This window comes from Chitinophaga sp. 22308, from assembly GCF_052045305.1.
GTDB classification, from domain to species: domain Bacteria; phylum Bacteroidota; class Bacteroidia; order Chitinophagales; family Chitinophagaceae; genus Chitinophaga; species Chitinophaga varians_A.
In genome coordinates, this window is record NZ_JBQEOP010000003.1 from 527,904 (window position 1) to 549,206 (window position 21,303).

Annotated in this window: 20 protein-coding genes; 9 read left to right on the top strand and 11 right to left on the bottom strand. The window is 47.7% G+C overall.

What is annotated here, in order from left to right; translation table 11 throughout:
• Positions 1 to 52 precede the first annotated feature (52 nt).
• Positions 53 to 1,300, bottom strand: coding sequence for an efflux RND transporter periplasmic adaptor subunit (locus ACTJJS_RS13895; protein WP_168871078.1), 1,248 nt, complete (start codon positions 1,298 to 1,300; stop codon positions 53 to 55).
• A 213-nt stretch (positions 1,301 to 1,513) separates the two neighbouring features.
• On the opposite strand from ACTJJS_RS13895, the gene ACTJJS_RS13900 reads away from it, so the two are divergent.
• Genes ACTJJS_RS13900 through ACTJJS_RS13920 form a run of 5 tightly spaced genes read left to right on the top strand, consistent with a single transcriptional unit; the run spans position 1,514 to position 7,531 of the window.
• Complete coding sequence (locus ACTJJS_RS13900) at positions 1,514 to 2,860, top strand: sigma-54-dependent transcriptional regulator (RefSeq protein ID WP_211092583.1); 1,347 nt, start codon at positions 1,514 to 1,516, stop codon at positions 2,858 to 2,860.
• Between the two features lie 39 nt (positions 2,861 to 2,899).
• Positions 2,900 to 4,240, top strand: coding sequence for a sensor histidine kinase (locus ACTJJS_RS13905; RefSeq protein WP_168871077.1), 1,341 nt, complete (start codon positions 2,900 to 2,902; stop codon positions 4,238 to 4,240).
• Positions 4,241 to 4,288: 48 nt separating this feature from the next.
• The gene (locus ACTJJS_RS13910; RefSeq protein WP_440664142.1) at positions 4,289 to 4,951 is read left to right on the top strand and encodes a lysoplasmalogenase; all 663 of its coding nucleotides are present in this window, start codon (positions 4,289 to 4,291) and stop codon (positions 4,949 to 4,951) included.
• A gap of 47 nt (positions 4,952 to 4,998) precedes the next feature.
• On the top strand, positions 4,999 to 6,597 hold the full coding sequence (gene nadB / locus ACTJJS_RS13915) for an L-aspartate oxidase (protein WP_440664143.1): 1,599 nt from the start codon (positions 4,999 to 5,001) through the stop codon (positions 6,595 to 6,597).
• Between the two features lie 58 nt (positions 6,598 to 6,655).
• On the top strand, positions 6,656 to 7,531 hold the full coding sequence (locus tag ACTJJS_RS13920; RefSeq protein WP_440664145.1) for a lysophospholipid acyltransferase family protein: 876 nt from the start codon (positions 6,656 to 6,658) through the stop codon (positions 7,529 to 7,531).
• Between the two features lie 54 nt (positions 7,532 to 7,585).
• On the opposite strand, the gene ACTJJS_RS13925 is transcribed toward ACTJJS_RS13920, so the two are convergent.
• The 6 genes from ACTJJS_RS13925 to ACTJJS_RS13950 all read right to left on the bottom strand — a co-directional run bounded on the left by ACTJJS_RS13925 (position 7,586) and on the right by ACTJJS_RS13950 (position 12,201).
• Positions 7,586 to 7,960, bottom strand: a complete 375-nt coding sequence (locus tag ACTJJS_RS13925; RefSeq protein ID WP_168871073.1) for a LysM peptidoglycan-binding domain-containing protein — start codon at positions 7,958 to 7,960, stop codon at positions 7,586 to 7,588.
• Positions 7,961 to 7,980: 20 nt separating this feature from the next.
• Positions 7,981 to 8,466 (bottom strand): BON domain-containing protein, encoded by a 486-nt coding sequence (locus ACTJJS_RS13930; protein ID WP_168871072.1) that lies wholly within the window; start codon positions 8,464 to 8,466, stop codon positions 7,981 to 7,983.
• A gap of 257 nt (positions 8,467 to 8,723) precedes the next feature.
• Positions 8,724 to 10,127, bottom strand: coding sequence for an MBL fold metallo-hydrolase (locus ACTJJS_RS13935; protein ID WP_440664147.1), 1,404 nt, complete (start codon positions 10,125 to 10,127; stop codon positions 8,724 to 8,726).
• A 157-nt stretch (positions 10,128 to 10,284) separates the two neighbouring features.
• A complete protein-coding gene (locus ACTJJS_RS13940) occupies positions 10,285 to 10,644 on the bottom strand; it encodes an ArsR/SmtB family transcription factor (protein WP_073084462.1) in 360 nt (119 codons plus the stop codon).
• Positions 10,645 to 10,858: 214 nt separating this feature from the next.
• Positions 10,859 to 11,536, bottom strand: coding sequence for a tRNA (adenosine(37)-N6)-threonylcarbamoyltransferase complex dimerization subunit type 1 TsaB (tsaB, locus tag ACTJJS_RS13945; RefSeq protein WP_440664149.1), 678 nt, complete (start codon positions 11,534 to 11,536; stop codon positions 10,859 to 10,861).
• Positions 11,537 to 11,538: 2 nt separating this feature from the next.
• Complete coding sequence (locus ACTJJS_RS13950; protein WP_440664150.1) at positions 11,539 to 12,201, bottom strand: 3-hydroxyacyl-CoA dehydrogenase family protein; 663 nt, start codon at positions 12,199 to 12,201, stop codon at positions 11,539 to 11,541.
• Between the two features lie 111 nt (positions 12,202 to 12,312).
• Here ACTJJS_RS13950 and ACTJJS_RS13955 point away from each other — a divergent pair, with 111 nt between their 5' ends.
• Positions 12,313 to 12,693: a RidA family protein gene (locus ACTJJS_RS13955; protein WP_440664152.1), complete on the top strand. Its 381-nt coding sequence runs from the start codon at positions 12,313 to 12,315 to the stop codon at positions 12,691 to 12,693.
• A gap of 67 nt (positions 12,694 to 12,760) precedes the next feature.
• Here the strand turns inward: ACTJJS_RS13955 and ACTJJS_RS13960 are convergent, their stop codons facing one another.
• The 4 genes from ACTJJS_RS13960 to ACTJJS_RS13975 all read right to left on the bottom strand — a co-directional run bounded on the left by ACTJJS_RS13960 (position 12,761) and on the right by ACTJJS_RS13975 (position 17,845).
• A complete protein-coding gene (locus ACTJJS_RS13960) occupies positions 12,761 to 14,485 on the bottom strand; it encodes a L,D-transpeptidase family protein (RefSeq protein ID WP_440664153.1) in 1,725 nt (574 codons plus the stop codon).
• 201 nt (positions 14,486 to 14,686) lie between these two features.
• Entirely contained in the window at positions 14,687 to 16,237 is a 1,551-nt protein-coding gene (locus ACTJJS_RS13965) for an Rne/Rng family ribonuclease (protein WP_168871066.1), read from the bottom strand.
• A gap of 454 nt (positions 16,238 to 16,691) precedes the next feature.
• Positions 16,692 to 17,534, bottom strand: a complete 843-nt coding sequence (locus ACTJJS_RS13970) for a tetratricopeptide repeat protein (protein ID WP_168871065.1) — start codon at positions 17,532 to 17,534, stop codon at positions 16,692 to 16,694.
• A gap of 23 nt (positions 17,535 to 17,557) precedes the next feature.
• The gene (locus tag ACTJJS_RS13975; RefSeq protein WP_073084475.1) at positions 17,558 to 17,845 is read right to left on the bottom strand and encodes an HU family DNA-binding protein; all 288 of its coding nucleotides are present in this window, start codon (positions 17,843 to 17,845) and stop codon (positions 17,558 to 17,560) included.
• Between the two features lie 219 nt (positions 17,846 to 18,064).
• On the opposite strand from ACTJJS_RS13975, the gene mutY reads away from it, so the two are divergent.
• From mutY to gldE, 3 genes are all read left to right on the top strand, one after another.
• A complete protein-coding gene (gene mutY, locus ACTJJS_RS13980; protein ID WP_440664155.1) occupies positions 18,065 to 19,138 on the top strand; it encodes an A/G-specific adenine glycosylase in 1,074 nt (357 codons plus the stop codon).
• A 198-nt stretch (positions 19,139 to 19,336) separates the two neighbouring features.
• A complete protein-coding gene (locus ACTJJS_RS13985) occupies positions 19,337 to 19,798 on the top strand; it encodes a single-stranded DNA-binding protein (RefSeq protein WP_440664156.1) in 462 nt (153 codons plus the stop codon).
• 205 nt (positions 19,799 to 20,003) lie between these two features.
• Positions 20,004 to 21,278, top strand: a complete 1,275-nt coding sequence (gldE, locus tag ACTJJS_RS13990) for a gliding motility-associated protein GldE (RefSeq protein ID WP_343744690.1) — start codon at positions 20,004 to 20,006, stop codon at positions 21,276 to 21,278.
• The last annotated feature ends 25 nt before the right edge of the window (positions 21,279 to 21,303 follow it).

Here is a 21,303-nt window from a genome sequence, read left to right on the forward strand (position 1 = left end):
GTCTTTAATGAATGATGGTTTTTACATTAGTTTATATAAAAATGGATGATCGCTAGAAAGCCAGTACGTCTTTGTTGCCAAAGTTCTCGTAGGAAGAGGTGATCACCTGGTCACCCGGCTGTAGCCCTTCCAGTACTTCAAAATACAAAGGATTTTTTCTTCCAAGGGAGATATTACGCTTAACCGCCTTTTTCCCGCTGCGGTCCACCACATATACCCAGTTGCCGCCGGTGTCGGAAAAGAATCCGCCAAGGGGCAATAACAGCGCTTCCTGTGATTTGCCCAGTACCAGCCGGATGGGGGTGGACTGACCACGGCGGATGCCTTCAGGTGTTTGTTTTTCAAAATTCATATCTGCCTGAAAACGACCGCTTTTAACTTCGGGATATACTTTCGTCACCACCATGTCGTATGATTTGCCGTCAAACTCAAAGGTGGCTTTTAACCCTGCGAATACCTGTGATACGTAGTGTTCGTCAATATCTGCGCGCAACTTAAAACCGTTTAGATCGTCAATCTGGCCGATATTCTGGCCGGCGGTAATGCTGGAGCCAACCTCTACATCAATGGAAGATAACTGGCCAGACACCGGGGCCCGTACGATCAGGCTGTTGAGGTTTTGTTTCATCAGCTCCAGGTTACGCTGTGTGCGGGACAACGTTCCTTCCAGTTGTGAAATCTGCTGCCGGGCGTTATCACGCTGATAGGCCTGGGATTGCAACTGGATCTCACGCTGGCGCTTAAGACCTTCCAGCTCTATCTTGTTTTTGTTGAATTCCTGGCGGGCGACGATCTTTTCGTCTACCAGCTGCTTATTGCGGTCATAAAGGTCCTGCGCGGCATCGATCTTGGCATCAATGTCCGAAATGGTCTGCTGCATCACGAAGTCCTGCTGACGGATATTCAGACGGGTATTCTGCAATTCGTTCCGTAAACGGTAGATCTCTGTTTCATGGTTCACAAATTCCATCATCATATGTTGGTTGTCCAGCTTCAGGATGGAATCCCCTTCTTTTACCATGCTGCCGCCTTCCAGGTACTTACGGCTTACATAACCGCCCTCGATGGCGTCAAGACGGATGGTTTTCAAAGGCATCACCACAGCGGTAACAGCGATATATACATCGAATGTCCCTTTCTTGACAGCGGAGATGGTGATTTTGTCCTTCTCCACGTTCAGTGTGGCCCGGTGGTCCGCAAAGATCAGTGTGTATATTAACAACAGCGCTACCAGACCGCCTCCGCTGATCATCAGGATGCGTTTTTTATTCCAGAACTTCTTTTCTATTTTTCTGTCCATGTTAATTACCAAAAAGTTTGTGCCCATGGAATTCCAATCCATATGCCAAAGGACAAAACACCCTGCCAACAAGCATCATAGCGGATAACCGTACTTAAAAAATGTCCTGTGGCGGACAACCGGTGTTCATAAACGGACACTTTTCGGAAAGCGGGAAATAAAGCGCTTTTGTAAAAAATCTTTCTGTAATATTGTTGCATTCACCTTTTACCCATGACCACCATGCAACCCGGAAAAATTCTGATCGTTGACGACGATGTTGATGTATTGCGCGCAGCCCGTCTGCTGCTGAAACGGCACTTTGAACAGGTGGATTTTGAAAAAAATCCGCAAAAGATACCTTATCTGGTCACCAACTTCGACTACGATGTTATCCTGCTGGATATGAACTTCACCCGTGACCTGAGCAGCGGCAAGGAAGGGTTTGAATGGCTGGACCGTATCCTCGACATCAAGCCGGATACCGCAGTAGTACTGTTTACCGCCTACGGCGATGTGGAAATGGCGGTAAGGGCCATTAAATCCGGTGCAGTGGACTTTGTGCTCAAACCATGGGAAAATGAAAAACTGCTGGCCACCATACAATCAGCCTATAACAAACGCGCGGCCAAGCTGGACAAGCCGCCGGTAGTACATAATACCGGCAACCTGATAGTTGGCAACAGCCCCGCTATGCAGGCCGTGTTTGACACCGTTTCACGGGTGGCCGCCACCGATGCCAACGTGCTCATTCTCGGTGAAAACGGCACCGGCAAAGACATGCTGGCCAGGCATATCCACCAGCAGTCACACCGCAGCAGCAAACCGATCGTCAGCGTTGACCTCGGCGCTATCAGCGAAACACTCTTCGAAAGCGAACTTTTCGGACATGTGAAAGGCGCCTTCACCGACGCCCGCGAAGACAGGGCCGGCCGCTTCGAAGAAGCCTCCGGCGGCACTATCTTCCTCGATGAAATCGGCAATATATCCATCCCCTTTCAGGCCAAACTACTGACCGTACTGCAAAACAGATCAGTGACAAAAGTAGGGTCCAATAAGAGTATACCCATCGACGTTAGACTGATCTGCGCCACCAACCGCAATATCCAGCAACAGGCCGCCCAGCACCTCTTCCGCCAGGACCTGCTGTACCGCATCAATACCATCGAAATACACCTGCCTCCCCTGCGCGAACGCCAGGAAGATATCGTGCCGCTGGCAGAACATTTCCTGCAACTGTACCGCGAAAGGTACAAGCGCCAGGTCAACAGCCTGCATGAATCACTCATTCAGCAACTGGAAAAATATGAATGGCCCGGTAACATCCGCGAATTGCAACACGCCATAGAAAGAGCCGTTATCCTCTCACAGGGCAAAACACTTCAGGCCAAAGACGTGTTCGTGAAAAACAACAACACACAGGACCCGCAGATGGACACCGGCTACAACCTGGAAGAAATGGAACGCACCATCATCACCCAGGCCATGAAGAAGTGCAACGGAAATATCACCGAAGCCGCTAAAGAACTGGGCCTCAGCAGGGCGGCGCTTTACAGAAGGCTTGAGAAATACAATATTTAGTTCCCGTTTGCAGGGCCCGCCCCGGCAAACTACTCTACCATGAACCGTTTCAGCGTCAATATCATCCTTCGCATACTGCTGCTCACCATCTCACTGGCCGCTGCGGTATGGCTGTATATGCGCGGCATGACACCGCTGGCAGTCCTTACCATCCCTTTGATACTGCTGCAGATTTACGGCATCTACTATTACCTCAACAGGATCAATCGAAAACTCACCCTGTTCCTCGAGTCTATCCGGTATGAAGATTTCTCTATCCGCTTCAGCGCTGATAACCAACTCGGCAAAAGCTTCCGTATGCTCAATCATCAGTTCAACGAAGTACTGGAAGCCTTCCGCCAGACCCGCGCTGAAAAAGAAGCCAATCTCAAATACATCGATACCATTATCCAGCATATCAGCATCGGCGTGTTTTCTTTTGATGCCGAAGGACGGATAGAACTGATCAACCCCGCAGCCTTCCGCCTGCTTGGCATCTATCGACTGCGCAATATTTCGGAACTGAAACCGGTACATCCCGGTCTCGCTGAACTATTGACAGAGCTGTCTTCCGGCAACAAAATCCTGTACGCCACCCGCCAGGAACAACAGCTGTCCATCCAGGCCGCTACCGTGCGCTTGCAGGGACGTCTCATCAAACTGATATCTATTCAGAACATCCACTCGGAACTACAGAAAAAAGAGCTGGAAGCCTGGCAGAACCTGACCAAAATACTGCGACATGAGATCATGAACTCCGTCACCCCCATTGTGTCGCTCATTGGCACCATGAAAGAAATCGTGGATCTCGATATTGCTCCCACCGCCGGTAACGGAGAAGGTATTGATGACCTCCGGGAGGCCCTGCTGACAGTGGAAAGCCGCAGTAAAGGCATCATGAACTTTGTAAACGCCTACCGCGATTACACCACCCTTCCGCAGCCACAATTCACGCAGGTCAACATCAAATCGCTCGTATCTACCGTGAGCAGCCTTTTCCAGGCCGACATGAAACAGGCCGACATTCATTTTCAACTCGAAGTGGACGCGGAAAACGTGGAGATACATGCCGATATATCCCAGTTGCAGATGGTATTGATCAACCTGGTAAAAAATGCTATGGACGCACTGGAACAGACAGACAATGCCAGTATCCACATGAAAGTGTACCTCAACAACGTACAACAGGTATGCATTGAAATCACCGACAACGGCCCCGGTATTGACACCGAAGCGATGAACAAAATTTTTATTCCTTTCTTCACAACCAAAAAAACCGGTTCAGGCATCGGCCTCAGTCTGTCTCAACAGATCATTCAAATGCATGGCGGTCAGTTGAAGGTGTTAAGTCCCGGAAATAACGGAAACGGGTCTACGTTTCTTATTCTGCTGAATACCTGATGTTTGTGCAAAAAGTTTGTTATCTTGTAATAACAACCTGCACAACTCATGAACAAATCCGGATGGTTAGCGCTGTATTTCCTGACTTTGTTTGCCGATCTCGTATTGATCAGCCTGAACATGGACAGTCTTCGGTTTGCTACAAAGCCCCTGCTGGTTCCCTTGTTGGCCGTTTACTTTTTGACAGCCGGTGAAGCTATGCCGGCCAAACAAAAAGCCTGGATGTATGGCGCCATGCTGTCGTGCTTACTGGGAGATGTACTGCTGATGTTTGACCACCTGTTCTTATCCGGACTTGGCTGTTTCCTTGTCGGCCATATTTTTTACATCATTTTTTTCCTGACGATCCGATATTCCAACCCACCCGTACCCTTTTGCAAATATCACTGGGTATTTCTGAATGCCGCGGCAGTCATCGGTTATATCCTTTTCCTCATCCCTCACCTCGGTAATATGCTCATCCCGGTGATCATTTATTCGCTGGTGATCTCCATCATGCTGCAAAGCGTGATACATGCCTTCCATTTCCGCTATCAGCGGATGGCCTGGTATTGTGTAGGTGGCGCAGTGCTGTTTGTTCTGTCTGATTCGCTCATTGCCCTGAACCGGTTTTACCATCCCCTGCCGGCAGGCGGACAACTGGTCATGCTAACCTATGGACTGGCGCAGGCCGGACTGGTTTATGGCGCCGTACAGTATTACCGCCGCTGACAAAAATCACCGGTATTGGTAACAAAAAAGCGGTAATTTCGTAGCCTATGCAGCAAACAGATTTTCTTGTCATCGGTTCCGGGATTGCAGGTTTGACCTATGCACTCAAAGTATCTCAGCAATGCCCTGATAAAACGATCACCATTATCACAAAAAGCCGTGAAGATGAGACCAACACCAAGTATGCACAGGGCGGCGTGGCGGTGGTCAATGATTTGGAAAACGACAGCTTTGAAAAACATATAGAAGATACCCTGATCGCAGGTGACGGGCTTTGCAACGAACGTACCGTGGAAATCGTTGTCACGGAAGGCCCGGAAAGAGTGAATGAAATCATTGAATGGGGCGCTAACTTCGACAAAAAACCCGATGGTGATTTTTCTCTCGGCCGTGAAGGCGGGCACTCCGTTTTCAGGGTGATCCATCATAAAGATATTACCGGTAAAGAGATTGAACGCGCATTGCTGGAAGCTATTCACCGCCGTCCCAATATTAAACTGGTCACCCACTGCTTTGTGGTAGACCTGATCACCCAGCACCACCTGGGCTATCTGGTCACCAAATCCACGCCGGATATCGAGTGTTATGGGGTCTATGTACTCAACCTCAACAATAAAAAAATAGAAACCATACTGGCAAAAGTTACCCTGCTGGCCACCGGTGGCAACGGGCAGGTATACCGTAGTACCACCAACCCTACCATCGCCACAGGCGACGGCGTGGCCATGGTGTACCGCGCCAAAGGCCGTATCGAGAACATGGAATTTATCCAGTTCCATCCTACGGCTTTTTATCAGCCGGGTGTCAACCCTTCTTTCCTGATCACGGAAGCTGTACGGGGTGATGGTGGTATTCTCCGTAATATCCACGGCGAAGATTTCATGCACAAGTACGATTCCCGCCTGTCACTGGCGCCTCGTGATATCGTGGCCCGCGCCATCGACAGTGAAATGAAGATCACCGGTACCGAGCATGTGTATCTCGACTGCCGGCATATGGACATCGAAAAGTTCATTCATCATTTTCCCAATATTTACGAGACCTGCAAAGCTGCCGGCATCGACGTACAAAAACAGATGATTCCGGTAGAACCTGCGGCACACTACAGCTGCGGCGGTATCAAAACCAACGAGTGGGGCCAGACCTCCATCCGGAACCTGTATGCCTGCGGCGAATGCGCCAGCACCGGCCTGCATGGCGCCAACCGCCTCGCCTCCAACTCCCTGCTGGAAGCCATGGTGTTCGCCCATCGCTGCTTCATGGACGCTACCAGCAAAATAGATACCCTGGAATACCGGGACAATGTGCCGGACTGGGACGCACGCGGTACTACCGCCCCCCGGGAAATGATCCTTATTACCCAAAGTCTCAAAGAACTGAAACAGATCATGAGCGACTATGTGGGCATTGTACGTACCAACGAACGTTTGGCCCGCGCCCTGCGCCGCCTGGATATGCTGCATGAAGAAACGGAAGCACTCTACGAGAAAACGGAAGTGTCGCCTCAATTGTGCGAACTGCGTAACCTGATCACGGCCGCATACCTGATCGTAAAAGGCGCGTCCTTCCGCAAAGAAAGCAGAGGCCTGCATTACAATACAGACTATCCATACAAATGTGAACTGGTACAAAATATTGTCTTGTAAGCCAACCAACTGGTTTTCATTACCTTTGCGGGGTATTCAAGTTTAGATAGAGAGGAATATGTACTATTTGCTTCTTGTATTTTGTTACGGTATTTCCTTCTTGCCATTCCCGGTACTCTACTTCATCAGTGATATACTGTATACACTGGTGTATCATGTATTTGGCTACCGGAAGCAAGTAGTGCTGGCCAATATGAAACAGGCGTTTCCCGACAAGTCGCCGGAAGAAATCAAACTGCTGGCTAAAAAATACTACCGCAACCTTACCGATATGATGGTGGAAACCATCAAACTGCTCACCATGAGCAAAGCACAGCTGCAAAAGCGCTTCGTATGCGATCTGACGGTACTGCATGAACTGTATGCCAAAGGAAAAAGCTGTCAGCTGCACCTGGGGCATAATTTCAACTGGGAATGGGCCAACCTCTTCTGTATGCAGGGCGTATCCTTCCCCTTTCTGGTGGTATATATGCCGCTCAGCAGCAAACCGGCCGACCGCATGTTCCGCCATTTCCGGGAGAAATTCGGGTCCATCCTTATCCCCGCCAATGATATGGCCAACAGCATGAAGCCATGGCTTGACAAACAATACCTGATTGCACTGGTGGCTGATCAGAACCCCGGTAATCCGAAGAGCTGCCTTTGGTATCCGTTCCTCAACAAGATGACGCCTTTCTACAAAGGCCCTGAAATGGCAGCCCGTAGAAACGATATCCCCGTGGTGTTTGTGGATATCCGCAAAACCAAGCGCGGTTATTATCACGCTACCCTGAAGCTGATGTTTGAAGAGCCGCAAAAGGAACCCGTTGGGAAAATCACCGAAACCTTTGTGCGGTTCCTGGAGAATAATATTCATGAACAACCCGAAGTGTGGGTATGGAGCCACAGAAGATGGAAACATCAATACCCTGGCACCACTGAAACAAGCGTATAAATGAAAAGGCCTGAGCAGTAGCTCAGGCCTTTTCATTTATACGCTCACCCGTTATCATCCGGGTATTTTCAGTTTCTGTCCGGGGAAGATCAGGTTGGGGTCTTTGATCTGATCTTTGTTTGCTTCGAAGATGTCTTTCCAGGAAACGCCGGGATAGTTCTTCGCAATTTTACTCAGACTATCGCCGGATTTTACTTCATAGACCTGTTCACCACCGCCACCATCGGCAACAGCGATATTCATTACTACATCAGCAGAACGCATTTCGGGGTCCAGCTTTTCGTAGGTGCTCCACAGTTGGTCTTTCACCGCTGCAGTGGCCTCTCCGTCGATGTACAGTACATTGTCCTGTTCCCTTACCTGTAAATTGGTAACGCCGGCGCTGTTGGCCTGGCTGATCAGTTCCTGGTATTTATCCTGTAAGCTCATGACAGTAATTTTTTAAAGGGTTATTTCAATTTAAGATTGTTGTTGACTTTCTTAGGCTTTGATTCCTGGGCCGTCTGAATAATTTTACGCAGATCGCTTTTTTTAGCTTCTCCAGTCAGGGTTACTTCACCATTGGCCACGGTAACGGTTACTGTAGAAAATCCGCCTGCGGCATAAGCAGAATCAAGGGTTTTCTTCAGCACGTCGTCGGGGTTAATGGTAACCGGAGCCGGGGCTGGTTCCGGCGCTTTCACCGTGATATTGTTAGTAACAGATTTTACACCGGAAACACCTTTTAAGGCTTCTTCCGCTGCTGCTTTGGCGGCATCGTCTGTTACTTCGCCGTTCAGCGTTACCACACCGCCTTTCACTTCAGCAGTGATACCGGGAATAGTGCTCAGTTTTTCATTAACGGCCTGCTGGATCTTGCTGTCCGAAGGCTTACAGGCGAAGAAGAAGACGCCCATCACCATCAAAAGGGCGAGTGCTAAGGATTTTCTATTCATGGTTAGAAAGTTTTAGTCCCAGAAGATAACAAATAACGTGCTAATAGAAAATTTTTTCTCGTTTAACTTATTGTTAATCAATCAGAAATTGATACAACTATAACGACTGTGTGAAAGAAAGCCCCTGTAAATAAAGGATTTGGGAGAAATATGGCTGCAGTGGTATATATTATTTTATTTATCTATATAAAACAGGCAGGCCGCAAAGGAATCCCTTGCGGCCTGCTGATATTTGATATACTGTAATGGGAAAATGCTTAGTTGAGCACATTTTTTTCCTGCACTACCTCCAGTCCTTTTTCATCTTTCATTTTGGCAAAACCACCATCTACATTACGCAGGTTGTGGATACCTTCTCTCTTCAGGATAGAGCAGGCAATAATGCTGCGGTAACCGCCCTGGCAGTGGACATACAGGTTCTGATGTTCTTCCAGGCCGGCGAGGTTGGCAGGGTCCATCATATCACCCAGCGGCAGGCTGAGGGCATTTTTAATATGTCCGTTGGCGTATTCTACCGGTTTGCGCACGTCCACGATCACGAGGTTTTCATCATGCGGAACGTCCATCGCCAGTTCATCTGCTTCTACGGTGATGATCATGTCTCTTTCTTCACCGGCTGCTTCCCATGCAGGGAAACCACCTTCGAGGTAACCGTTCACGTTTTCGAAACCTACACGCGCCATTCTTACCACTGTTTCTTCCTCTTTACCGGGTGTGGTGACCAGGATAATTTCCTGATCAAAAGGCAACAGGCTGCCGGCCCATTCTGCGAAACGGCCTTCCAGGCCGATGCTGATGGATTCTGGCACAAAACCGTCGCCGAATTCAGCAGCCGGACGGGTATCGAGGATCAGGGCACCGGCCTTGCTCTTTTCTTTGAAAGCAGCCACAGAAAGCGGTTGCAGCGCTTTTGCCATCACAGCCTGCAGGGCATCGTAACCTTCCTTATTGATTTTTGCGTTGATCGGGAAATAAGATGGTGGTGTAGCTAAACCACTGGTCACCTCCTGGATGAACTGGGCCTTGTCAGTCGCCAGCAGCGCATAGTTAGTGCTTTTCTCTTCTCCGATGGTACTGTAGGTGTTCGGACCGAGGTTTTTACCACAGGCTGATCCGGGGCCATGCGCCGGATATACGATCACGTTATCAGGCAGCGTCTTGATCCTGCTATTCAGTGATTCAAACAGATAACCTGCCAGCTCTTCCTTGGTAAGATTGCCGCTGAACAGATCAGGACGGCCTACATCGCCTACGAACAGGGTATCACCGGTGAAAACGGCATGCGGCGCCTTATTAGCGTCCAGCAGCAGGTAACAGGTCGATTCCAGTGTATGGCCAGGGGTATGCAACACTTTAATGGTCACATCACCAATGGCAAATTCTTCGTTATCTTTTGCCACGTACGCATCGAAGCCGGTTTCAGCGTCCGGGCCAAACACGATCTGTGCGCCGGTGGCTTTTGCCAGTTCCAGATGGCCCGACACGAAGTCAGCGTGGAAGTGTGTTTCAAAAATGTACTTGATGGCAGCATTACGCTCTCTGGCAAGGTCCAGGTATACATCGATATCCCTCAGCGGATCTATCACCACGGCCACTCCCCCTGATTCAATGAAGTATGCCGCTTCTGACAGGCAATTGGTGTATAATTGTTTTACGTACATGGATTGGCTTTTTGAATTGTTGGTTTTTGTAATCCTACAAATTTACAAATAAATCACCCCTCGCACGTATGGATAAAATCTATACTAAAATAAAAAAGTAGCCTCGCGGCTACTTTTTCAATAATTCAATTCCGTATTTAAAAATGGCTAATATGCATTAACCAACCAGTTCTTCCACAAATTTTGCCACCTCAGCAATACGCTGCTTGTTGATGGTGTAGTGGATGAACTTACCATCTCTTTCTGTAATTACAATACCAGCCCGTCTTAATATGGCCAGATGCTGCGATGCTACCGATTGTTCCAAACGCAATTTTACATATATCTCTGTCACAGTCATTTTCTTATGGTCCTCCAACAGCTTAATCATCTGCTGGCGCAACTTATGGTTGATAGCACGCAAAACCATAGCGGCCTTTTTAACGGCAATGTAATCCAATTTGATCTGGTCTTTTTCATTGTTACCTCTAGAAATAATAAGAGTATTAGAAGAGGTAGTTAATAATGTTTTTTCCATCGCATAATAGTTTTTAAAAAATGATGAAATGAAAGGGATCAACGGACAGTAATCGCAAAACAGTTAGACAACAAATGCGGTTATCGATTTATACAAAAATATAATATCTGTCACAATAAAAAAAATTTCTATACCTTATTTTATCATATATAACCCGGCGATATGTGCAAATTAGATGTAATTTGACAATATCATGACAAATAATACGAAAGTGTTAGGGTTTTTGGGGGAAATAAAAGCCTTTTAGATAAAATGGGCTGAAATAAGCGAGGTCAGCAAAGGATTTTTGAAGGAATAATTTTTCTGCCAGTGGCGCCATATGCGCAGCACTCATTTCATGGGGAACAAAAACGGCATTATCGATGGAAGGCTGCATGGCAGCCCATTTGGCACTGCCATTGCCAAAAAAATATATCTTTTGCTGCGACAGCCAGGCATCCATTGAGCCCGGCTCCAGTATCAGCGCCTGCGGCTCCAGCACCGGCTGCAACGAGGCATCATAAATAGCGGTGAACACTTCCTGCCGGCGTGCGTCCAGCATAGGGCAATACCAGGCATTATCATCCTGCACGGCATCTTTGGCGCCCTGCGCCATCATCTGCAACGTGGAAACGGCCAACAACGGCTTATTCCAGGCATAACACAGACCTTTGGCGGTAGCCACGCCTACACGTAAACCCGTATAAGATCCCGGCCCCGCGCTCACCGCCACCGCATCCAGCTCTGCAGCGGTAACGCCCTGCTCACGCAATACCTGCTGCACATACAACACCATCGCAGCGGCATGGTCCTGCTGCTGCTCGTTAACAAGCGTCTGTAATGCTTTACCATCGCGTGCCAGGCTCACCGAACCGGTGGTAGTGGCTGTATCTATGCTCAGTATTAATGCCATTGTTATATCGCCTCGTATTCTGTTTGTAATAATGCAGCTACCTCGTAACGGTCATCACCGGTAGCATCGTGTACTGCTTTCAGTACTTCATACACATGTTTCACGCCTATACGCTCACACCACTCAAAAGGCCCAAACGGATAATTGGTGCCCAGCTTCATCGAGGTATCAATATCCGCGCGGGAAGCAGTGCCTTCCTGGGCTGTCAGGTACGCTTCATTAATGATCATGCATACCACCCTTGGCGTCACCATCCCTCTAGCATCCGCCACCAGCGTGTATTCCCAGTGGAGCTGGTACATGATGTCTGCCAACACCTCCTGCTGCCCGTCGTCCATCAGCGTCACTTCCAGCAACGGCAGACTGATAAATCCCGGCAGGAAATTACATCCCATAATATTGAAACCCTGCTCAAACGCATAATCACTCATCACCTGGGACAAGGATGTTTTCACAATCCCCGCAAGCACCGGCACCCCCGGATTACGCGCATATACCGCTGCATGGTCCGGCCGGTCATCGAAAATAAGATCTATCACCAGGTCAAACGCTTTCACAGACAATACTTCTTCCAGACTGGTTCTCCATTGCACCTGATGCCGGGAAAGATCTCTCTGCTGTAATTCATCATACCGCTGCGCATCTGCTATTACGAGGATATTCATGCGTTAAATTTCGGCAAACCTAAGAAAAAAATCCCTTTATCTTCCTGTTAAACCCACCTCCTGCCGGGCAACAGCCGATGCCGGCACCACTTATTTATTTATTTTCGTTATATGGAAAAGCAAATCATCAATACCAATCAGGCGCCCGCTCCTATCGGGCCATACAACCAGGCTGTAAAAGCTGGTAATATTCTCTATGTGTCCGGTCAGATTCCTCTTGACCCCACCACCGGCGAGCTGGTAAAATCAGGCATCACCGATGAAGCCCACATGGCCATGAAAAATCTGCAGGCAGTACTGAAAGAAGCCGGTCTGACTTTCGACGCCGTGGTGAAAACCACCATCTTCCTGACAGACATGAACGATTTCCCTAAAGTAAATGAAGTGTACGGCAGCTACTTCACCGGCAACTATCCTGCCCGCGAAACCGTACAGGTGGCCGGTTTGCCCAAGGGAGTGAATGTGGAAATATCGGTGATAGCACATAGCTAAACCTGTGACGCTCTAAAGAGAGATCACAAAAAAAAGACATGTCCGCGGACATGTCTTTTTTTTTACGCTAGTATTTTTCCTGGCTGCCGGATGAATCAACTTTCTCCGGTTTGGGGGTGCTGTTGCCGAACAAGGTAGCGGCCAGTCTTGTGTCGTGACCATAAACGTCGTCGCGGAAGTTCAGTTTTCCTTTGCTGTCCACGAAGGCGGTGAAGTAAACGATAAACACCGGCACCTTGTCTTTCACGGTGACAAACTTCTCTTTATTGGCATTCAGCGCATCATCGATCTTCTTCTCAGTCCAGCTGGAATCTTTGCGGAGCAGCCATTCCGCCAGATGTTTCGGCTCGGCTATACGAATACAGCCATGGCTGAAGGAACGTTTATTCTCCCCGAAAAGATAGCGTGCAGGCGTATCATGCAGGTAGATGTTATACTCGTTGGGGAACAGGAATTTCACCTTGCCCAGTGAGTTCCTGCCACCAGGCCGTTGCCTCACGATATAGGGGAAATTACCACCGGAATATTTGCTGAAATTGATGGACCCTGGCGGTATCACTTTGCCGCTTGCCCCTACTATCTCCATGTTCTGACGGGCCAGGTAGCCGCTGCCGCTGCGTTTAAGGCCCGGCAACACCTCTTTGGCCAGAATGCCCGGAGGCACGTTCCAGTATGGGCTGAACACCACATAACGCAGGTCTTTGGAGAACACCACCGTATTGGCTCCCGGTTTGCCAACAACCACATTGCAGCTCCAGTCCAGTTTCCCTTTATCATACACATACATGGTAAAGGCCGGGATATTCACCAGGATATAGTCTGTGGCAGGTTCCAGCGGTACCCAGCGGGAACGTTCCATGTTCACCAGTATCTGACGGATACGTTGTTGCAATGGCACATTCAGGGCGTCTACCGTGGTTTGTTTGATGATACCGTCTACTTTCTGGCCCATGCGGGCCTGATAGGAACGCACCGCGCTGTCCAGTTCCGGTGTAAAGCGGCTGCTGCTGTCATTAACAGCCAGGTCGCCCAGTGCTGCCAGCCTGCTTTTTACAGCAACGACCACCCGGGAAGAATCTCCTTTTTTGAACGTCGCTTTCTGGGCGATATGAACGGAGTCCCATTTCGTAGAGGCTTCCAGGTTAGCCAGCTTTTTCAGCTCGTTGCGCAATAGTTTGTATTGGCGGTTCACCGGTTCGTCTTCTTCAAAAGCATTGGATTTCTTGCGGACCACGGAGTCCAGCAGGCTTTCCATATCTATTTTTTTCCGGGGGATGAACCATTCGAGGTCTTTGGCCGAATCAGCGGTGAGGCCGCCCCATACTTTATTGCCGTAGGCAAAGAACTGGGCGGTCAGCAGTACTTCCAGCTGTGGGCGGGCCGTGTCAGCGATGCGTAGTCCGGCGTCGCTTTGCAGCAGGCTATCGGTCAGCTGTTGCAACTGCGGATTGATCAGGCTGCTGTCTTTAATACCATAGGAGGCATCATTTTTCATCATGTTGATGAAGTTGGCCGCCTGCTCTGTCAGCGAGTCTTTGTTGATCCAGGCATAGTGGTACCCCCGCTTCTGATAGAAATTACGGATGTATTCATCATACTGGTCAAAGTTGGTATTCCCTGCCAGGAATTTATTGAGCAGGTTACTGTCCAGCGTCTCTTCAATATACGCCTCTTTGGTATAATGTGTAGTATCTCTGATTTTCAACCTCTTGCGAAAGCCACCGTTTTGTTGGCAGGCAACGAGGATGATCAGGGCCAATAAAGAGAGGGTCGTGTAAAAACGTACGGTCATAAGAGTAATGGATGTGATTAAGAAACAAGAACAAACATGACAACAAACAGTATGGGATTAGCTACTGCTTTATCGCATAAATGTATGAAATATATACAGTTTGAAGGAGGATTTGGGATTTAACAAATGAAAATAAAAATTTGAAAATTTGGATATTGAAAGTTATTTCAGGTCTCCAAATTTTCAAATCTTCAAATAGTTTTATAGTTTGATTTCTTCATCATTAGCGTCGAAGAAACGGTATTCAGTGAGGTGGTAGTTGGTATCTGCTTTGAGTTTGATCCACTTTTTGTATTGGAAATACCATCTCCATTGTTTGGAGGTAAGGAAGCCTTTTGTCAGGTAAGCGTACAGGATCGGGTGTACGCGGATGGTCAGTCCTTTGTGTTGGTGGTTCAGGAGATATTGCAGGTTTTTCTCGATATCTTCCAGTATCAGCATAGAAGCGCCGATTTTACCGGTACCGCGGCAGGTGGGGCAATCTTCGGCCACCGAAATGGTGATTTCCGGTTTTACGCGCTGGCGGGTGATTTGCATCAGCCCGAATTTGGAGATAGGCAGAATGGTATGTTTGGCCCTGTCCTGTGCCATGAATTTCTCCATGGCTTCGAAAACGGTCTTTTTGTTTTCCGGCAGTTTCATATCGATAAAGTCGATGATGATAATGCCGCCAAGGTCACGCAGCCGGAGCTGACGGGCAATTTCTGCAGCAGCTTCCAGGTTGGACGCGAGGGCGTTTTGTTCCTGGTTGTTGCTCGAGCTTTTATAACCGCTGTTAACGTCTATTACATGCAGGGCTTCCGTTGCTTCAATGATGAGGTACACGCCGCTGTCGAGGTTGACGGTTTTCCCGAAGGAAGCCTTTACCTGGCGGGTGATACCAAAGTTGTCGAAGATGGGTGAGCCGTTATTGTAGTAGTTAACGATGTCCTGCTTTTCCGGAGCGATCTTCTGGATATACGTTTTGGTATCTGTATAGATATTTTTATCGTTGATCACGATCCGGTTGAAGCTCTCGTTGAGCAGGTCACGAAGGATACTGGTGGTTTTGGTTTGCTCGCTCAGGATTTTCTGGGGAGCCTGGGCGCCGTTCAGGTTGGACTGGATATTTTTCCAGGTTTGAACGAGCGTGGTCAGATCTTCGTGCAGTTCAGCTGTCTTCTTTCCTTCCGCGGCGGTCCGTACAATCACGCCGAAATTAGGCGGTTTGATGGCTTCCACGATTTTCTGCAATCTTTTTCTTTCTTCGGAAGAGTGGATTTTTTTAGAAACCGCTACAATATCGTTAAAGGGAGTTAACACGATGAATCTTCCGGGAAGAGAAATTTCACAACTCAGGCGGGGGCCTTTGGAAGAAATGGGTTCTTTCAGGATCTGTACGAGGATGTTGGGTTTACCGCCGAGTACGTCAGTGATTTTTCCTGTTTTAACTATTTCCGGTTCATTTTTAAACTTAGTGAAATCAAATCCTTCAGGTGTTTTATCGCTGATGGCAGTTGCAGTAAATTTAAGAATGGAACGGATATAGGGGCTGAGATCCGTATAATGTAAAAAGGCATCCTTCTCGAAGCCTACGTCCACAAATGCAGCATTTAAGCCGGGTATCAGCTTTTTCACTTTGCCCAGGTATAAATCGCCTACTGCAAAGTTAGGGTTGCCGCTTTCGTGATGCAGTTCCACTAACTTTTTATCTTCCAGTAACGCAATTTCCACACCTGTGGGAGCCGCATTTATAATAAGTTCCTTGTTCAAGCGTCCAAAATTTTAACCTTTAAAACTTCACCTTTTATGCTATGCACACAGCTATGTAAGAACAGCTTACTGCATACCAAACAATAGCTCACTATAAAGTTAGCATATTCTTCACCGATGTGATGATGGATTGCTTAAGGGTTCAGCGATCACTGCAGGCAACGTCCGGGGATCTGGTTGCGGGATCTATGGAAACAACCTGCATGACTCAGGCAATTTAAGATTAAATGCCAGAATCATGCAGGGTATATGAAAATTTTTTATCCGACCACCGCGCCGGGAAATACCTGGTTAGTATAAATGGCGGGAAACTGGAGTAATTATTTCTTCTTACTTTTATGCCGGTTCTTTCTCAGTCTTTTTTTACGCTTGTGAGTGGCAATTTTATGTCTTTTTCTTTTCTTACCGCAAGGCATACGCTTATACGTTTTTAAATGATGGAAAAAATAAAATATTATTGAATGCTCTTAATATAGCTGTCTACTTCTTTTTTCAACTCCGGATCGGTCATGGCCTGTTTGCTTTTTTCAAACAGCTCAATCGCTTTCTGTTTGTTGCCTTTACTTCTGTAGGATTCTGCCAGCACAAACAGTACTTTGGCATTGTCCGGGTGTTTCTGCATCACGCCTTCGAGTCTTTCGATAGCTTTATCATACTGGCCTGATGTAATGGCCAGGTTCGCTAAAGTAACCTGTGCGTCGATATTATCAGGATTTTTGGCTACGACTTCCTTCAATTTGGCAACTCCCTTCATCGGTTCGCCGGTGTTCATATACACCATGGCCTGTGATATCTTCAGGGTGTCGTTGGCCGGGTTCAGCTGAATCGCCTGTTCAAACAGTGCGCTAGCTTGGTCGGCTTCCCATTTTGCAATTCGTGGATCCTGAGCATGTTGCAGGTGAGCCAGAAACAAATTGGCTGCAAAGGTGAGGCTTTTTTCGGAATTTTCCAACTTAGCGGCTTCGCCAAGATAATGAGCCGCTACAGGAAGCTGGTTGAGGCTGTCCCAGGTATTATACAACTGTTTGTACGCGGCTATTTGCTGGGCTTTCACGTCCCCGCGTACAACGTTGGTCTCAATCGTGTTGATTAATAATAATTTTTCAGCAGGAATCTTCCCTTTCGCCGTTTCCAGTAGTTCGGAAAAGGCAATAGGCTCTACACCCTGACCGCCCTGCATAGGAGCGGCAGTTGACATAGCTTGCTTATCTGACCGGGGTACAGTACGGCCAAAAGCATATAAAACCACCAATAGTGCTACAGCTGCACCAACCAGGAGAACTTGTGACTTTCGCATCGCCTAAAGATTAGGCTGCAAAACTAAGAACTTTTAAGCTTCTTTACCTCAGCAACAAATTCTTTAGATGGCTTGAACGCCGGAATAAAATGCTCCGGAATCTCCACCGCTACGTTCTTCTTGATGTTGCGGCCAATCTTGGCGGCCCTTTTCTTTGTGATAAAACTGCCAAACCCACGGATGTAGATGTGTTCACCGTTGGCAAGAGCTTCTTTCACCTCTTTAAACATAGCCTCCAGTGTGACTAAAACATCTACTTTGGGGATGCCGGTTTTTTCAGCAATGTTGTTTATTAAATCAGCTTTTCTCATATGAAAGCGAGAGGATTACTTTACTCTCAAAGTTAATTTAAAAATTTTAATTGCTGAATTTTAAGCAAATAAATTTTATCATTTTTTCTTATACCTGTATTGATGATAATTTACATTTATTTGCAGGCCCGGAAACGGTATCTGGTGTACCTCCATAGGGTTTTAGGACAGCTTTTACCATATCAATTTACTAAATAATTTTATTAAAATAATATATAAATGGCCGATTCCCGACTTTTTTTTACAGAAAAATTATTGGAGTGGAACCAGCTCAGCAACACCCGTACCATGCCCTGGAAGGGTGAAAAAGACCCCTACCGGATATGGCTGTCCGAAATTATCCTCCAGCAAACCCGCGTGGAACAAGGATTACCCTACTACCAGAAATTTATTGAACACTATCCCACCGCCACCAAACTGGCTCAGGCCCCGGAAGAGGAAGTATTCCGGCTCTGGCAAGGCCTCGGGTACTATGCCCGCTGCAAAAACATGCTGGCCGCCGCCCGCGAAATTGCCACTACCTATAAAGGCAAATTTCCCGGTACCTACGACCAGATCAAGGCCCTGAAAGGAATAGGCGCCTACACCGCCGCGGCTGTCGCCTCCTTCGGCTTCCATCTCCCGTATGCAGTGCTGGACGGCAACGTATACCGTGTCCTCTCCCGCTACTTCGCCATCGACACGCCGATCGACAGCACCGCCGGTAAAAAACAGTTCGGCGACCTGGCGCAGGAACTGCTGCCTGCTGACCAGTCAGCCGCTTATAATCAAAGCATTATGGACTTCGGCGCAGTGGTCTGCAAACCACAACAACCCAACTGCAAAGAATGTCCGCTCAACCGGAAGTGCCTGGCCCGCCAGCATCAACTGGTAGACGTTCTCCCGGTAAAATCCAAAAAACTCCAGATCAAAAAACGTTATTTCAACCACTTCCTCGTGGAATTCAACGACAAAATCTATATCCGGAAAAGGACCGAAAAAGATATCTGGCAAAACCTGCACGAATTTATCCTGATCGAAACGCCGGAGGCGGCAGAGCTCGACGAACTCCGGAAAAATGACACCTTCCGGCAGCTTTTCGGCAAAACACCTTTTACAGTCATTAATGTCTCCGCTCCGCAAAAACAACAACTTACCCATCAAACCATCCACAGCCGCTTCTTTACCCTCGAAATAAAGCAGCCACTGCCAACCGGCGACTACCAGCTCGTTTCCCGCAAAACACTTGATAAATACGCTTTTCCAAAAACCATCACCGCCTTTTTGCAAAGTAAAAAGCTGCAATTGTTCTAATGTTAAACATATTTTAAAAAATTAAAATGCATTATTTGGTTAGATTACAGGAAGTTATAATACATGTGGCCATTCATGCTTAACACGCTGCCAGCAAGAAATTTTTCACCGTCGATTGGAAAAAAATATTAACTTTAAGAAGGTTGTTTATTTATAAAAGAAGAACCTTTTAACAATAGACTAAAAAAACCTACAACTATGAGAGGTGTTAATAAAGTAATTCTGATAGGCAATTTAGGCAGAGACCCGGACGTGCAGTTTCTCGAAGGTAACATCGCAGTAGCGAAGTTTTCCCTGGCCACCACCGAAACTTTTAAAGACAGGGCGGGAAAACTTATTTCTCAAACAGAATGGCATACAGTAGTGCTTTGGCGCGGACTGGCAGAGCTGGCCCAGAAGTACCTGCACAAAGGCAGCCTGGTCTATATTGAAGGACGCCTGCGCACCCGCAGCTGGGAAGACAAGGAAGGCAACAAAAAATTCGCAACTGAAGTTGTAGGAGACAACCTGGTTATGCTGGACAAACGCATGGACCTCAACAGCTCAGACCACCCCATACCTCACCACAGCAGTTCAGGATCTTCAAGCGGAGACAATTTCGCAAACAATCTGGAAATTCCCCCTTCGCTGAACGAGCCCGCAGACGATCTGCCTTTTTAGTCATCTGATAAAATATTAAGTTTCCGAAAGTACGTAATCCCATATAGGGACATTACTTATATTTGCGTGCAAGGAAATGTAGTTGTGTGAATTACCTTTCCTGTTTTTTTGATTGATTACATCAAAGCTAAATATCTTGGAGATCCTCTCGGCAAGCAACATGTCCTGTTTGTTACAAGTAAATACACCTATCGCAACGCCAAACATGGTGGTATTCCTACTTGTCATTTTTGTAATACTGCTGCTTACCTTTATCGTTTCCGGTGCAGAAGTAGCGTTCTTTTCCCTGAACTACAAGGACCTGAACGTGCTCAAAACAAGACAGAACACCTCCGGCAAACTGATTACCAAACTGCTGGAAAAACCAAAATCACTCCTGGCATCCCTTCAGATCGCCGGCATCATCCTCATGATCGCCTTTATCATGATCACCAATTACCTGGTGACACAAATGGAAGACCTGCAAACCCTGCCGGTAGTGTCCTTTGTGGTGAGGATTTCAATGATCTGCCTCATTCTCCTGTTTTTCGGACAAATACTCCCCCGCGTATGGGCAGCCCAGAACAATATCCGCTTTGCTACCTACTTCGCGTGGTTCGTCAGCCTTATTCATGCCACCCTGGAACCTGTCAGCGACTTTTTCGTTGGCATCAGCGGCAGCATTGAAGCCCGCCTGTTTCACCGCGGCGCCGGCCCCGTCAATTACCACGAAATTGATGAAGCCATCGAAATGAGTGTGGACCCCACCGCATCCCAGGAAGAGAAAAATATCCTCAAAGGCATTCTCAAATTCGGCAATATCACCGTTAAACAGATCATGCGCGGCCGCCTCGATGTAAACGGGATAGAATATGACAGCACCTTTGAAGAAGTGATCAAATACGTGGCAGACCTGCATTACTCCCGCCTCCCGGTATACAAGGGCAACCTCGACAGCATCGTGGGCGTCATCCATACCAAAGACCTGCTCCCCCACCTCGATAAAGGGAATAAATTCGACTGGCACGAAGTAATGCGCCAGCCTTTTTTTGTACACGGTCACAAACTGATCGAAGACCTCCTCTCTGAGTTCCAGAGCAGACGCATGCACTTCGCGGTAGTAGTGGACGAATTCGGCGGCACCTCCGGTATCGTTACCCTCGAAGACATCATGGAAGAAGTGATCGGCGATATCAAAGATGAATTCGATGAGGAAGAATTCAACTACAGCAAACTGGACAACTTCACCTACGTTTTTGAAGGAAAAACCATGCTGAACGACGTTTGCCGCATCATGAACATCCCGCCGGAAACCTTCGAATCAGTAAAAGGCGAAAGCGACTCCCTCGGAGGACTCATCCTCGAACTGGCAGGAAAATTTCCGGAGGAAAACAGCGTTATCAATTACAACAACTACGATTTCACTGTACTGGAAGTCACTAAAATGCGCATCCAGAAAGTACAGGTCACCATACGGCCGGACGCCGCCGAAGAAGCGTAATCCAGCCCTGCTAAACGATTTCAGA